Below are 15,116 nucleotides of genomic sequence, written 5' to 3' on the forward strand. Positions count from 1 at the left end.
TGGTTGTTATTGGTTATTTGTCAGTTTCAATAACCAATTACCAATGCCCAATGCCCAATTCCCAATGCCCAATTCCCAATGCCCAATTCCCAATGCCCAATTCCCATATTTAACTTTCACCTAAATATGCTTTGCGAACAGTTTCATTTGACTGCAAATCGCTAGCAGTACCAGCGACTACAACCTGACCAGTTTGGATGACATAGCCGCGATGGGCTACACTTAAAGCCATGCGGGCGTTTTGTTCCACCAGTAAAATAGTTGTTCCTTCAGCATTAATATCGCGGACGATCGCAAAAATTTGACTGACTAACATCGGTGCCAATCCCATACTCGGCTCGTCCAATAATAACAAGCGGGGGCGCGACATCAAAGCCCGGCCGATCGCCAACATTTGCTGTTCGCCACCGCTGAGAGTTCCCCCTTTTTGACTAATTCTTTCTCGCAAACGAGGAAATAAATTTAATGCTTTTTCCATATCGGACTTGATACCGAGAGTATCGTTGCGGAGATAAGCGCCCATTTCTAGGTTTTCTTGCACCGTCATGCGCGGAAAAATCAACCGCCCTTCGGGACTTTGAGAAATCCCCAAACGGACGATCGCCTCTGTAGATAGTGCTTCTAAAGGCTTTCCCTCAAATAATACAGTGCCGATTCGCGGGCGCAGCAGTCCTTGAATCGTGCGGAGAGTGGTCGTTTTCCCCGCCCCGTTGCTGCCGATTAATGTCACAACTTCTCCCTGCGAGACTGTTAGCGATACCCCTTTGAGAGCGTGGATATTTCCGTAGTAGGTGTGAATGTTTTTAATTTCTAGCATGATTACTCTTTCTGCTTTGTGCCTTTTTATATTATCCCGACTAATTATAAAATTTTATTGCATTTATTTAAAATCAAGCTTTTTTAGAGTAAACAGTAATTTTACTTAGATCAAGACCCGCCCTAGCTCCCATAGAATCTATTTTTAGTAGCTGTGGCGACCAACTTTACATAATTTTTACTTAAACACAAGATTTCTTGACAGTAGCTTTACAAAAATCTCTAAGTATATAGCTAGTATTGATACGTAAGCGCAACCAACCGCTACAAGTTACCAATAACAGCACTTAAAATGTTTCAAATTTAAGGAAATTTACCATGAAATTCAATCACTGTAGCGGAACGATCGCATTTTTATTAGCAACTCCTTTAGTAACCAGCTTGAGTGTAGGTATTGCGCCCAGCCGTGCTGCCACAATAGCCGGTTCTGCCGCAGCAGTAACGATTAACAACTTCCGTCACACCCCGACTGAGACAGGTACATTTACTAACACTAAAACTCAGACAATAGCTAACAGCGGTGCAGCCATTAGCCAAGCGAACGCTGAGGCATTTTTTATATCTAACTGTCACGAATTGCTGGCAACAAATCTCTCGCAAAGTGAAGTCATAGGCAGCGGGAATAACTATTCTGGTTTAGCCCAAAGTCAAGCAGCAGTTATCGGCGACTTTTCTATAAAGGCTAAAGAAACTTTTTCCTTCACTGTTCAGACTATTTTACATCTTTTTACATCTGTTAGTAATCCCCAATCAGAACGGGCTAGCGCCCAAGGCAGTATATCTTTTGCATTAATTGACACTGTTTCTAACATTCTTTTAGAATCATTTCAATTTGGGATCGGTTTGCACTCTTTTAAAGCCCCGGAATTGAGTGTGTCATACAACCTCGCTGGAAACTTTAATCCAACACAAATTAATTTTGCTTTTCTGGCTGAAGGTAATACAAAAAGCCTGAGTTTGTATACTTCGGGAGTGTATTCGCGGACTTTTGACAGCACCACTAATTTAAGATTAGTAGAAGTTAAGAACAATATGGCAGTGGCACAAGCGCAACCAGTCCCCGAAGCAGAACCAGTTCCCGAACCTACTACTATATTAGGCACTGCCCTATTTTTCGGTTTCCTGGCGAAGGGGAGAAAATTTAAGAATCAATTCTCTGAAGTTAAATCAAAAGTTTAGGAATGATGCAAAACATCTAAGGATCGTCAATTAAATAATTTCCCTTTTTTCTTGTGGGATGGGCGTCCCGCCCGCCCAGAAAGGACGGGCGGGACGCCCATCCCACAACAGTCATGAAAAGTGGATTTTATGTAATTCTCATCCCTAAGTATGTCAACTATCGCTGTTAGATAGGCGACTTCTTTAATAAGAAGTCGCCTATCTATAGCAATCCTCGCATCATTTGTAAAAATATGTAGGGGTAGTGCTACCCCTACTCCCCGTGCCTACCCCAGCCTGCATCGGGGCAACCGGGCGTGGGGAGAGCCCCTACAATAATTACACGAATCATTTAGGATTGCTATAGTTATTCTACAGCGGATTCCAGGTTTATAAAGTACACCCCAGAAACCGGGTTTCTTCTGGATTTCTCGCCAGAAACCGGTTTTATTCAAGAAACCCGGTTTCTCTGTACTTCACTTACCTGGAAAGTGCTGTATACTATCCATGTCCATCTTCTTCTTTTCCCAAATATGCCTCAATTACGCGAGGATCGGCGCGAACTTGATCTGGAGTTCCCTCAGCAATTTTAGTACCGTACTCCATAACACTCACGCGATCGCTAATTCCCATCACCACTTTCATATCATGTTCAATCAGCAAAATACTCAAATTCAACTCATCGCGAATTCGGTAAATAAAGCGAGTTAAATCAGCCGTTTCGTTCGGATTCATCCCCGCCGTAGGTTCGTCCAAAAGCAGCACTTTCGGATCGGAAGCCAAAGCCCTGGCAATTTCCAATCTGCGCTGGTCTCCGTAGGAAAGGTTTTTTGCCAACTCCAGCGCTTTAGAAGCACCTAAACCGACAAAATCAAGCATAGTCAAGGCTTTTTTCTTAGCTTCCCGCTCTTCTACAATCACAGCCGGACTGCGGAGGATTGCACCCAACAAACCTGTTTTTAATCGGCAGTGTCTACCTACTAAAACATTATCCAGCACAGTCATGTTGTTAAACAAGCGGATATTTTGAAAAGTTCTAGCAATGCCGAAAGTTGTCAGGCGATCGGGAGGTAAACCCGTGATATTTTTTTGTTCCAAAAGCAACTGACCGCCACTCGGTTTGTAGATACCCGTCAGCATATTAAAAAAAGTAGTCTTGCCCGCACCATTGGGGCCGATCAAACTGGCGATCGAGCCTTTTTCCAATGTTAAACTAACCTGGTTGACCGCAGTCAAACCGCCGAATCGCATTGTAAGTTGCTGTGCTTCTAATAATGACATTTTGGTTCTGTTTTCTAAGATTTTATAGTAGTGCGATCGTCCTCGTCACAAGCTTTCACGCACACGAATCAATTCGGGATTGGGAGATTTTAGGGCATATTCTCTAACGTACAGACAAAATAGAACTTAAAAAGATTAGATTCTAGCGAACGGCGAGGGCGATATTGTGCGTGTAAATCGGCAGTCGAAAAGTTTTCAATAACTTTGAGATTGAGTTCGTCAGCCAAAGTAGCAATCTTTTCAAACCCCGTAATCCACGGTGCATACATACTTTCGTATTTATCTATGTAATCATTGATATCTTGGTAGCCCGTGGTTCTCAAAATTACCTTTTCCGACATATAATCAAAGGACAATCGAAAATTATCAACATTGTCGCGAATTTGTTCTAATACAAATATTACATCTTTTTTGTCAACCAAAGTAGTGTTGCCTTCCCACAAAAAATATGTCGGTCGAGCGAAATCAAATTCACTCGGTTTCAGCAAGGAGATTAAACCGTCTTTTACGTAATCGCCGGGAAGGTAGCGAACATTGGCAGTAACTTTGTTAGCTTTGAGAGTTTCTGCTTTTAATTGAAGAGTCGCGGGGTCGTCTATTTCAAAATAAGTGACTTTTTCTCCATTAATTATAGCAGCGCGAGTATCCAAACCCGAACCTAAAATAACTACTTGCTTGCAACCTCCTAAAATTTGATTTGACAAAAAATCATCAAAATATTTAGTCCGCAACTTAACCATTTCTTTAGCGGCGGGAGAGTTTTGAGCTATTTGCCTAGCTACTTTTTTTGTTTCCTCATTGAGCCATATTTTTACTACATGATCAGTATACAGAGGAATGGCCTCTTCATTCTCTTCTGCTCTAAATTCCGCAACGATAAAAGCAGTACCAGTTACATTGTTCATGGCTAATCTTTCACCCTTACTAAGTAGTTGGTTACAAATAAACCTTAGATGGGCACGGGGTTTTTACACCCCTAAACTCCCTTGTATCTGAGATGTTGCACCATTCTAAATAAGGTTTTTATAACAGGCAAGATGCCTGTTCCACAAAGAGTGAATTTTATTGTGGAACAGGCATCTTGCCTGTTCTTGAGAATGGTGCAAAATGTGAGTTGCATCCTAGATTATTAGCTAAATCCGCCTACCAAATACTATGGTTTTTGCCCTTACCTACTTATTGACTTCTCGCATCTGCTAAAGACTCATTGCTCGCTTCAGCATCCGAATGCAGTTCAGCTTGGTGTATCTTATCAGGAATCAGCCCCTCCGGCCGCACGAGCATCATGACAACAAGAGTTAGGCCGAATAGAAATAAGCGCATTTGAATCGGGTCTAAACTGGTGGCCAGAAAGTCTCGCAACTGGGGAATTGCAATCCTGGGGAGTACAAAAGTATTCAGAAAACCCTTGAGGACTTGCGCTAATTGTGGCAGATAAAGCCGATCGGCAGACATGATAATGATAGCCCCCAAAATCACCCCGGTCATGTTGCCCAAACCGCCTAAAATCACCATACAGAGGATGATTACCGACACCGAGAAATCGAAAACGCTGGGAAAAATCGCGCTGATATAGGCGGCGTAAAACGCGCCTGCAAAGCCCGAAAACGTCGCTCCCATCGCAAAAGCCGAAAGTTTGGTTTTGACTAGGTTAATTCCCATCGCACTCGCAGCTAATTCATCTTCGCGCATGGCATTCCACGCCCTGCCCAAGCGGGAATCTCGCAGCCGCGAAATCATGAAGTAAGCAAAGACAACTAGCAGTAAAATTAGGTAGTACCAGGGAAAGTAGTTGCCGGTGCTGAAAGTGCCGATAATGGGGAGAGATGGACGCCCGATCGGGTTTATTCCCGCTTCGCCGCCGGTGAGGTTAAAAGGTCGATCGCACCCAACCAGACACAGCACCAACTCAGGTTTACCCAAAACAGCCGCAACAATCTTCGAGACTGGTTCGTCGATCCGAATCGCGGTTAAATTCCTAAAGACAACCGGGATAATTTCGCCAAAACCGAGGGTAACAATCGCCAAATAATCGCCCTTGAGCCGCAGTGTCGGAATACCGAGGATTACGCCCGCGATCGCAGCTACACCGGCCGCGATCGGCAGTACCACCCAAAAGTTCCAAGCAATATTTAATTGCCCAGAAGATAGCAAAGCCGTCGTGTAAGCGCCGATCGCAAAAAACGCCGCATATCCCAAATCCAACAATCCCGCAAAACCCACAGTAATATTCAAACCCAGCGCCAACATAATAAAGATTTGAATCTGTACTACAGTAGCAATCCAGCCAGTCTGAGCTTGAATGTCGATAAACGGAAACAGAATTAGAATAAAAGCTAATGTCACCAGAGTTGCCAGTCGCTGCCTTTCTCCCTGCAAACCCTGCAAAGCACCCATTAACGTAGCTGTCAAAATTGCGATCGTCAAACTGCAAATCCCGTACAGCAGCGTAGTCGGCAAAGCAACAGCAGGTTGACCAGACAAAGGCCTAATCAAAACCCCTTCTACCACACTCGCAACTAACAGCCAAACTCCCAATCCCAATCCGGCTAAACTGCCGATCGCAGCACCCATTTTCGGGCTGTAAACCTTCTGCTCCCGACAGCTCATAAAGCCCGCAGCCGTACCCATCAGCCACCCGATCACCGTGCCGCTCCAACCGCCGAATAACAAAACAGTCAAAGAGCCGATCGCCCCTAAAATACCAGTCGATTTAATTGCTTGGATTATTTTATTAGTCATTAGTTATTAGTCATTAGTTATTAGTCACTGTTTACTGTTCACTGTCAACTGTCAACTGCTATATACTGGAACTGTTACCGCAACACACTTCAAACGGGCGATCGCTATATGGTACAAGCACCTCAAAAAACTATCACCCTCGACGAGTTTTTGCAACTCCCAGAAACCAAACCCGCTAGCGAATACATCAAAGGTGCGATCGTCCAAAAACCTATGCCACAAGGAAAACACAGCAAACTACAAGGAAGACTCGTAACAGTCACCAACGACATCGCAGAGAAACCGCAAATTGCCCTAGCCCTACCAGAACTTCGCTGCACCTTTGGCGGACGTTCTATTGTGCCCGATGTCGCCATTTTTGTTTGGAATCGCATTCCCCTAGACGCTGACGGCGAAATTGCCAATACATTTAATGCTCACCCAGACTGGACAATAGAAATTTTGTCCCCAGCCCAAAGCCAAACCAAAGTCACAAACAATATTTTGCACTGTTTGAATGCCGGTTGTCAGATGGGTTGGTTGCTCGATCCCGATGAAAAAAACATTTTAGCTTATCCCGCAAGGCAGCAGCCTATTTCCTTGCAAGAACCAACAGATATACTTCCGGTTCCCAAATTCATGCCGGAAATGCAGTTGACTTTAGGCGAAGTTTTTAGCTGGCTCAAACCAGGGAATATTTAAAAGGTAAAACTAAAACGTAAAACGATCTCGCTTTTAGTTCCCCAACTTATATGAAAAATCTGGGAGCTGCCTGTGCTGTTTTTTCATGTCTACTTAAATATCTCTTGCGATTATTTAAACCCAAAATTTCAAACCTTCTCCTGAACATTTTCGCCCAACAAACCCCCAGGCCGAAAAGCCAAAATCACCACCAAAACCCCAAACACCCAAGCATTAGTCCAGCGGCTCGATAAATACTGGTCGCTCAAAGACGAAAGCAACCCAATCAAAACGCCTCCTAACATCGCCCCCACAATATTGCCAATCCCCCCCAAAACCGCCGCCGTAAAAGCCCTCAAACCAGCCGTAAACCCCATCGTAAACACAATAGTATTGTTGTACAAACCAACCAGAATCCCAGCCGAACCCGCCAAAGCTCCCCCAATCAAAAAAGTCAGAGCAATAATCTGATCGACATTAATCCCCATAATTTTAGCAGCATCGCGACTTTGAGCAGTTGCCCGCATCGCCTTTCCCAGACGAGTGTATTGCACAAACACATGAAGCAAAACCATCAATACCACCGCCACTACCAACACAATTAAATCCTTGGTAGTAAATACAATACTCGTTTGAATTCCCAAAGCTTTAAAAATATCAACTCGCGGCAACAAATCGGGAAAGCTTTTCGGCGCAGCAGAATTAGAACCCATCACTGGAATAAAAGCTTTCAATCCTCCCCAAAACAGCCCCATATTTTGGAAAATAAAAGAAACTCCAATTGCCGAAATTAAAGGAGCCAAACGGGGAGCATTTCGCAAAGGTCGATAAGCATACTTTTCCACAACAATATTGAGTCCAGCACAAAAAACCGAACATACAATTAAAGCAACTAACATCACCGGTATAGCAATACCTAAAGGTGCGCCATCTTGAATCCCAAAAGCCCCGAACACGGTTAGGGAAGCAAAAGCGCCCAACATATACAAATCGCCATGAGCAAAATTGATTAACTCAATAATGCCATAAACCATAGTGTAACCCAAAGCAATAATTGCAATCAGCGCGCCGTTGACCAGACCAACTAATAATTGTTGGATAAAAACTTCAGGATTGCTGACTATTTCTCCAACGATTTTTGGCAAATCAAATCCTGCGATAGGACCTAATAGCAAAACTATATAAACTACACCTAGATATAAGAGAATACTTTTCCAGTTTTTCATGTTTTTGAGTAATTGGGAATTGGGAATTGGGAATTGGGAATCGAGAATTGGGAATTAGGAATTAGGAATTGGGAATTGGGCATGGGACATTGGAGGGAGAAGGAAAAAGGCATAATTTTTTATGATCCCTTCTTCCTTCTTCCTTCTTTCCGATATCCGTTACATCCGTTATAAAATCCGTTGCCGAACTTCCCTCTTCCTTCTGATTAATTATTCCGTCTTGAGCGCATTCACGAACTCCCACTTGCCACCTTTAACAACATTTCCTGACATTGTAGTCAAGCTCGTGTCGCCGTTGGTGTCAAAACTCCAAGTGCCGAGTACCCCGTTAAAATCTTTAGTTGCCAAGACAGCTTCGCGGATAGCAGCGCGGTCATTTTTGCAAACTTTATTAATTGCGCCGATCGCAACTTTAGCAGCTTCATAGGCGTAAGCTGCATAAGCTTCCGGTTCAGCATTATATTTTGCCTTGTAACTTTCGTACCACTTCGCGCCCGCACCAGTCAATTCTTGAGGAGGCAAGCCGCCAAAAGTAGCGTAAACTCCTTCGGCATCTTTGCCCGCCGCGTCAATTAAAGCTTGCTCTTTAATGCCGTCGGGCCCCATGAATTTAACTGCATCAGCCGCCATCCCAACATTTCTCATGTCTTTAATTATTTGTCCGGCGTTGCTTTGAGTAGTGCCACCGAAGTAAATCAGGTCTGGATTTAAAGCTTTGATCTTATTCATTAACGCCTTATAGTCGCTAGCTTTAATATCAATTCCCTCTCTTCCGAGGACTTGAATTCCCAACTTTTTAGCAGTGGCTTCAAAAACATCAGCGATGCCTTTGCCGTAGAGTTCTTGGTCGTCGAGAATGTAGACTTTTTGTACGCCCAAAGATTTCGCCCAGTTGCCAGCTACAGCCCCTTGAAGGTCGTCAGCGGGGACAACGCGGGTGAAATTACGAGTGCCTGTGGGATAATAAACGTTAGGTTCTTTGGCTTCGCCTTTTCCTGGTTTAGTCAGTCCCGGATAAGTGTTGGCCGGACTGATCATGACGATGTTAGCTTGGTTGAGCACGGGAATGGAAAGTTTGGCGGCACCGGAGTTATAGTGACCGATGACGGCAACTACCGAAGCGTCAGCGACGGCTTTGTTGGAGTTCGAGGTTACTTGGGCCGGGTCCCATTTGCCGGCGGCGGCGGTGGCGTCATCGAAAACTTCGTATTGGATTTGGATTTTGCCGTCGCAAGCTTTGGAGTTGGTTTCGGCGAGGGCTTGTTGGATGCCGTTGACCATTGTTTGAGCTTGACCCAAGGCGCTGCCTGTCATGGGCAGCATGGAGACAATTTTGACAGTATTTGGGTCTCCGGGGCTGCTGACTGCGACGGGAGTGGCTGCGGGACTGGTTCCGGGGCTGCCTCCGGGAGTTGTGGCGGTGGGTGCTTCAGGATTTTGACAGCTAGCGCACAGAGAGGCTATTCCGGCGGCAAAAAGTAATTTCCGCAATCCTACGACGCCGAGATTGTGTGTTGAGTTGATTTTTGGGGGTGTGGCACTTTTGCCGCCTGACTTCTGGGAAAAGTTCATAGGTTGGTTCGTTTGTTGGTTGCGTCTTAGCATATTTCCACTCTCTAAGTCTGTAAGTCAAGAGTTAGCACAGATTTTCAAGTTTTACCAATAAATTGGGTCTAAAGCCCCGTCCTTCTAGGACGGCTTTAATTAATTATCAACTTTTGTTAATTGTTTTCTTGAACTTTCTTGCATTGTGTTCATTGTAGAGTAGAATAACTATACTACAGGTAGAATAACCGCCGATACACATGAGACACCACGCTCAAACGATAGGTCGGAAAACAATAATGGTTAGTGGGTGGCGAAAACCACGAAAAACATAGCTGGGCTAACTAATGTAAGCCAAAATCAGAGACTAAACTTTTTATTTCTAAAATGTACTGTGGGGCACACAGAAACAAGAGAAGCAATTCTCGAAAGCTTGGGGAGACAAACCCTCGCGAGGCTATCTAAATTAAGCTCGATATTTGGTTCTTTTGAACGGATACCAGGTTTAAACACTGCCGCAAGGATAGATAGTTTTAAGGTATGTCGCAGAACCAAGAATCCCCTCGCCTTCAGGCAGGGGAGTGTCAAGTGAACTCTTAAAGATACACCGCTGCAACAAGCTTTTTCTCTCGTTCCCGTGAACTTCCTGGGAAGGCGTACCAGCCCAGGAAATGAGGCAGAGCCTCGGTCAATGGGTTTCCAGGAGCTTCCGGGGAACCAGTTAAAACCTGTTCAACCAGTTAAAAACTAAAAGGGAAAGGAAAATACAGATTTCCTTTCCCTTTCTCAACCCTCCAGCGTCAAATCAGCTTGATTGCGAAATCAAATCCGAATCCTTTTTTTCTTTTGAGCGATCGACACTAAAATCTTCATAGTACGATCGCTCAGTATTCACATCCCACAAATCGTGCTTTTCGCCGAGAATATTTCTCACAGCCAGCATCCCCGTCAGCATGGAATGGTCTTGGTTGTTGTATCGGTGCATACCGTTTCGCCCGATCGTCTGCAAATTCTCAAATCCCTTCAAAAAACTTTCAAGTACCTGCAAGTGTCCTCGATATTCCCCATCATAAACTGGATAAGCTTTAAGTTGCCGTATGACAACTCCATCTTGCACCTCAGCAGTTGTTGCTAACCCCAAACCAACCAACTCGCGAGTTGCTAATTCGACAAGTTCCGCGTCCGACATTTCCCAAATCTCGTCGCCTACGCTACAGAAATATTCCATTCCTAAACAACTTTTGCTGACATCAGGAACTAAAGCAGCGCTCCAATTCTTAAAGTTTTGAATTCGTCCAACTTTGACTTCGGGAGAGTGAATGTAAATCCAGTTGTCAGGAAACAAATCCTTGCGATCGACAATCAGCGCTACAATCAAAAAATCTCGATATTTGAGCGATCGCGCGGCGTGCAACACCTCTTCGGGGGGCTGCGGTTTCATTCTTGCTACCAGCGCCGATATCGGCATACTTGTAATGAAATTATCCGCCGAATATTGAACTAATTCTCCGTTTTGCTCCGCAGTAATACTTTTAATCTTATTACCTTCACGCTCAAAGCTAATCACTTTAGTATCGAGATAAACTTTGCCCTCTTTATTCTCCACAGCTTCCGCGAACTTTTCCCACATCATCCCCGGCCCCAAAGCCGGATAATCAAACTCTTTGATTAATGTTTTAGTGTCGTTGCTGCCAAACAAAGCATTAATAATTGCTGTCGTCAGCGACAATCCTTTAATCCGCTGCGCCGCCCAATCTGCTTGAATTTCCGAACAAGGAATGCCCCAAACTTTTTCAGTGTAAGTCTTAAAAAATGTTTTATACAAGCGTTCCCCAAAACGATTGATAACCCATTGTTCAAAAGTTTTTTCTTCCGTAAGTGGCCAAATTCTCACTTTCAGATAACTCAAAATAATCAGCGTACTCTCAATTATGCCCAAATTAAAGAGAGTATTGAAGGCACTAATCGGATAGTTGAAAAATTTACCTCGATAAAAAATTCGCGACAATCGTGGCACTTTAATAAACTCATTTCCCAGTACCTCTTGCCACAACTGCTGCACGGCTTCAACTTTAGTATAAAAGCGGTGGCCGCCAATGTCGAAACGATAGCCTTTGTAGGTTTCTGTGCGAGCTATTCCCCCAACTTTATCACCTTTTTCTAGTACAACAGGGATGATGCCTTCCTTGACTAGCTCGTAGGCAGCAGTCAAGCCCGCAGGGCCTGCACCGACGATCGCAACCGGATAATGTTTCACTCAGCCTACCTCCAGCTTTTTTATCGAACCATACAATTATTTATAACTTGTCCAAGTTACAGATGCACCCGTGAATACCCTGAGAACCTATTGAGCTACCTGATTTTGAAGGACAATTTGCCTTGATTTATTGAGCGGATACTGGCAAGCTAACTTTGCCAGTCACAGGCTTTTTTTGGTATAAGTAGCGACCCGTGCCGATCGCGAATGCCAGTCCGCTGTAAAAGTAGAAAAGCCAGTGCCACGGAATAGTTTTCAGGGCAAATAGGATACCGTGTTTACGGTGAAAAAATCGGTAAAGCGGTGCATTAATTGCTACCAGCGGTATTGCCAGCAAACCAGCCAGTAGCAGAAAGCTCACCGACCAGCAGGTTCCCAAAGTTGCCAGCAGGACTGCATAAGTTAAAATCACGCTGATGCGGTTTGAAACTTGCAAGTTGAGGTCGTTATTCAATTTGCGATCGCGCCAAATCAGTTCTGTCCAAGGCAGCGCTCGGTAGAAAAAGTCAGCTTTCACCATACCCATAGGCTTCCACCGCTTTAAATGCTTCACCTGCAATGTTTTGCACAGCCGAATGTTATAACCTGCTTGTTTCAAACGGTAGCCGAACTCAATATCTTCGATCGAAGCTTGGCGGTAACTCTCATTAAAGCCACCCATTTGCAAAAAAATTTCCCGACGAATCACTCCGCAAGCGCCCCAAAAAGTCGAAGCTTCTTCGTTACCTGTTTGGTGCACGTAGTGGTGCAGCAAGTTCCTGTACTGCGATAGAAAATCAGGATCTCCGGGAGCATCGTCGTAAGAGCCGATGAAAGCAGCTAAGTAGGGATTATTTTTGAACACCGATATCGCATAGCCCACAGCTTCTGGACAAACAGCGACATCAGCATCCACAAAAAACAGAATATCTCCCTTTGCAGCCTGGGCACCCAAATTCCTGGCCCGCGCTGGCCCTCCGCATTCGGGAATCCTGATCACTTTGGCGCCGAATTCCTGGGCTAGACGCCAAGAACCGTCGCTTTCACCATCTGCTACTACAATAATCTCGATCGGCCTGGGCACAGTTTGAGCCAGTTTTGACAAACAGGTGCGGAAGTAAGAGCCCCCGTTGTGGACTGGGATAATAACGGATACAGTGGGGTCGGCGGTAGAAATCATTACCTAAATTGTTTAAATTGCAGGGGCTAAAATTTGCTGGAATTTTATGGGTGCTACTTTACAAAGGGTAAAATCAGCTCTACTTTTTTATTTATAACTCGATTTTTGTTGATCTTCAACTATATTTTTTGCTGGTATTCTCGATTTAATTTTCCCCATTCTTACTTCTATTTTACGCCATCTCTTGCTGAGAGTGACCTGATGTAGACAACACCTTTACAAAATCTTTAAATATATCATTGTTTGTGTAAACTTCGGAAAAAGCCCCTGCAGCATTTTGGTGTGGCTGTGTTGCCATACACAAGACTTTGATTTTATAAGTAGGCACACCGTATAAAATCCAACATCGTTTATACGGATACCCACGAACTGTCAGGACTTGCGCGGTACAATTTCTTTTACAGACCTCATCCGCGAGTGACTGCTGCCCCAAGTCTCGATCGCGACTGCGGACTCAATGCACACTTTATGACTTTTGGCAATATAATTTAAATATACGTCTTAAAATTTCCGACACTGTACGATCGAGCTTTGGTAATTTGCTAATATACTCTTAGCTAGTTCCCTTTGAACCAAAACTTTTACATAAACAAGTTTTTATATTACATGAAAACCTTCCAAAACACTTTAAATCAGCCCTTAGTTTCAGTCATCATACCAGCTTAGGAATGAGAATTAAATAACTTAGAATGCGTGATGGTTCTTGTGGGATGGGCCTGAAAGCCCGTCCAGAAAGGGGGGCGGGACGCCCAACCCACTTTCATTGTGTAAATTATTTAATTTGCGCTCCTATGCAGCAATGGCAAAATCTCACTCTTTAATTATGGCAGATATCCGGCAGCAACATCCCGAAATTCCCAGCAGCATTTATCGCTGCTATAGCAGCAACTTTTACATTTACTTAGGATCGCGAATTAAATAACTTACAATTTTAATTATTATTGTGGGATGGGCGTCCCGCCCGTCCCACTTTCAAGAGTGGAAGTTATTTAATTCTCATTCCTTAGCTGTCAAAAGCAACCGCAGTGGCAATCACCGGAGTACATTATCTTGGCTGTATCGATCGTTCAAAGAAGATTTATCAATGGCACTTTTGCGCCATAATTTGTATCTGCTGTCAATAGAAAGTATATTAAAAATAATAGTTACAGCGCCAACTGAAGCTGGGTTAGAGTTAAAAAAAGCATCAGAATCGAGTGAAGGGAGGACAGTTGCTAGGACTGAGGCGCGAACGAAAGCTCACAGAATGTTGCCATCGCAGGTATACGAAAGAATGCGATTCAATAGTTTAGGAAATCGAAAATCTACATAAACCCAAAATTGAAAAACCCGGTTTTTTGAAGAAACCGGGTTTTTGAGGAAGCTAGAGGGCGTTTAATTCTGCCTGGTTGGTCGATCAAGAATGAGGAAAGAGGGTTAAATAAAAAAATCTAAATTTTCCATTCTTCCTTCTTACTTCTTCCTTCTTCCTTCTACTTAATCTCTCTAAGCGTGAGAAGCTGTAGCAGTTTGAGCTTGCGGCTGCTTACCATCTGGCGCAAGGGATTCCCCTTCAATAAACGAGCGCAACATCCAAGCCATTTGCTCGTGCTGTTCCATCAAACCCGTCAAAAAGTCTGCGGTTCCGTCATCCTTAAACTCTTCACCGCACTGTTCTACGTGTTTGCGGAGATTGCGAATAATCAGTTCGTGGTCATCAACTAAACGCGCTACCATTTCCGTAGCCAAAGGCAAATCGCCGATATGTTCTTTAATCGAGCCATACTTCAGAAAACCCTCAGCAGTACCAATTGGATAGCCACCTAAAGTTCTCACCCGTTCAGCCATAGCATCGATATTTAGTGTTAACGCCTGATAGTGTTCTTCCCACAACTGGTGGAGCGATCGAAACTGCGGGCCCACTACATCCCAGTGATACTTTTTGGTTTTGATTAACAGCAGATAAGCATCTGCCAAGTCGTGATTCAATAGTTCGATAACGCCTGCACGTTGCTCGTCAGATAGACCTATGTTTAACTTACGCATTGAAAATTGTTCCTTCAAATCTAACTTTACTATTAGAACAAATTTCGCCCGTCACTTACATCAACCCAGAGGACGATCGAAGACGATCGCACTTTAGTAAAATATCTGCTTTTCAGGTTAAAGTAATTGCAATATTGATACCTTTAGATAGATGCACTCAAACTTATTGTTCCGAAGCGCCTTTGTTTGGCGATCACACCGATTGGGCGGCAGGTGAGTCCCCGCTCAATCCCGCTATATAAAAAGG

14 protein-coding genes are annotated in these 15,116 nt (G+C 44.0%); 5 read left to right on the forward strand and 9 right to left on the reverse strand.

From position 1 onward, the window contains the following. Positions 1-109 precede the first annotated feature (109 nt). Positions 110-817, reverse strand: coding sequence for an ABC transporter ATP-binding protein (locus tag QUA88_RS04550; protein ID WP_333270469.1), 708 nt, complete (start codon positions 815-817; stop codon positions 110-112). A gap of 317 nt (positions 818-1,134) precedes the next feature. On the opposite strand from QUA88_RS04550, the gene QUA88_RS04555 reads away from it, so the two are divergent. Then, positions 1,135-1,995 carry a PEP-CTERM sorting domain-containing protein gene (locus tag QUA88_RS04555; protein ID WP_333208329.1) on the forward strand — a complete coding sequence of 287 codons (861 nt, stop codon included), beginning with the start codon at positions 1,135-1,137 and terminating at the stop codon, positions 1,993-1,995. A gap of 480 nt (positions 1,996-2,475) precedes the next feature. Here QUA88_RS04555 and QUA88_RS04560 read toward each other — a convergent pair whose 3' ends face one another. From QUA88_RS04560 to QUA88_RS04570, 3 genes are all read right to left on the reverse strand, one after another. Beyond that, entirely contained in the window at positions 2,476-3,255 is a 780-nt protein-coding gene (locus tag QUA88_RS04560) for an ABC transporter ATP-binding protein (RefSeq protein ID WP_333053263.1), read from the reverse strand. An 89-nt stretch (positions 3,256-3,344) separates the two neighbouring features. Continuing rightward, complete coding sequence (locus tag QUA88_RS04565; RefSeq protein ID WP_333053262.1) at positions 3,345-4,160, reverse strand: SAM-dependent methyltransferase; 816 nt, start codon at positions 4,158-4,160, stop codon at positions 3,345-3,347. Between the two features lie 271 nt (positions 4,161-4,431). After that, a complete protein-coding gene (locus QUA88_RS04570) occupies positions 4,432-5,997 on the reverse strand; it encodes an ABC transporter permease subunit (protein WP_333053261.1) in 1,566 nt (521 codons plus the stop codon). Positions 5,998-6,105: 108 nt separating this feature from the next. On the opposite strand from QUA88_RS04570, the gene QUA88_RS04575 reads away from it, so the two are divergent. Continuing rightward, the gene (locus QUA88_RS04575) at positions 6,106-6,678 is read left to right on the forward strand and encodes a Uma2 family endonuclease (protein WP_333053260.1); all 573 of its coding nucleotides are present in this window, start codon (positions 6,106-6,108) and stop codon (positions 6,676-6,678) included. A gap of 128 nt (positions 6,679-6,806) precedes the next feature. Here the strand turns inward: QUA88_RS04575 and QUA88_RS04580 are convergent, their stop codons facing one another. The 4 genes from QUA88_RS04580 to QUA88_RS04595 all read right to left on the reverse strand — a co-directional run bounded on the left by QUA88_RS04580 (position 6,807) and on the right by QUA88_RS04595 (position 12,844). Further along, a complete protein-coding gene (locus tag QUA88_RS04580; RefSeq protein WP_333053259.1) occupies positions 6,807-7,802 on the reverse strand; it encodes a branched-chain amino acid ABC transporter permease in 996 nt (331 codons plus the stop codon). Between the two features lie 291 nt (positions 7,803-8,093). Continuing rightward, on the reverse strand, positions 8,094-9,488 hold the full coding sequence (locus QUA88_RS04585; RefSeq protein ID WP_333053258.1) for a branched-chain amino acid ABC transporter substrate-binding protein: 1,395 nt from the start codon (positions 9,486-9,488) through the stop codon (positions 8,094-8,096). Between the two features lie 745 nt (positions 9,489-10,233). Further along, positions 10,234-11,685, reverse strand: coding sequence for an NAD(P)/FAD-dependent oxidoreductase (locus QUA88_RS04590; RefSeq protein ID WP_333053257.1), 1,452 nt, complete (start codon positions 11,683-11,685; stop codon positions 10,234-10,236). 127 nt (positions 11,686-11,812) lie between these two features. Continuing rightward, positions 11,813-12,844 (reverse strand): glycosyltransferase family 2 protein, encoded by a 1,032-nt coding sequence (locus tag QUA88_RS04595; protein WP_333053256.1) that lies wholly within the window; start codon positions 12,842-12,844, stop codon positions 11,813-11,815. Between the two features lie 799 nt (positions 12,845-13,643). Here QUA88_RS04595 and QUA88_RS04600 point away from each other — a divergent pair. Both QUA88_RS04600 and QUA88_RS04605 read left to right on the forward strand, forming a co-directional pair. Further along, positions 13,644-13,766 carry a hypothetical protein gene (locus QUA88_RS04600; RefSeq protein ID WP_333053255.1) on the forward strand — a complete coding sequence of 41 codons (123 nt, stop codon included), beginning with the start codon at positions 13,644-13,646 and terminating at the stop codon, positions 13,764-13,766. A 21-nt stretch (positions 13,767-13,787) separates the two neighbouring features. Then, positions 13,788-14,156: a hypothetical protein gene (locus tag QUA88_RS04605; protein WP_333053254.1), complete on the forward strand. Its 369-nt coding sequence runs from the start codon at positions 13,788-13,790 to the stop codon at positions 14,154-14,156. Positions 14,157-14,329: 173 nt separating this feature from the next. Here QUA88_RS04605 and QUA88_RS04610 read toward each other — a convergent pair whose 3' ends face one another. Further along, the gene (locus QUA88_RS04610) at positions 14,330-14,869 is read right to left on the reverse strand and encodes a Dps family protein (protein WP_333053253.1); all 540 of its coding nucleotides are present in this window, start codon (positions 14,867-14,869) and stop codon (positions 14,330-14,332) included. On the opposite strand from QUA88_RS04610, the gene QUA88_RS04615 reads away from it, so the two are divergent. Beyond that, entirely contained in the window at positions 14,869-15,111 is a 243-nt protein-coding gene (locus QUA88_RS04615) for a hypothetical protein (RefSeq protein WP_333053252.1), read from the forward strand. The genes QUA88_RS04610 and QUA88_RS04615 overlap by 1 nt on opposite strands. Positions 15,112-15,116: the final 5 nt, after the last annotated feature.

The organism is Microcoleus sp. D3_18_C2 (genome assembly GCF_036702395.1).
In the GTDB taxonomy this organism is placed as follows: domain Bacteria; phylum Cyanobacteriota; class Cyanobacteriia; order Cyanobacteriales; family Microcoleaceae; genus Microcoleus.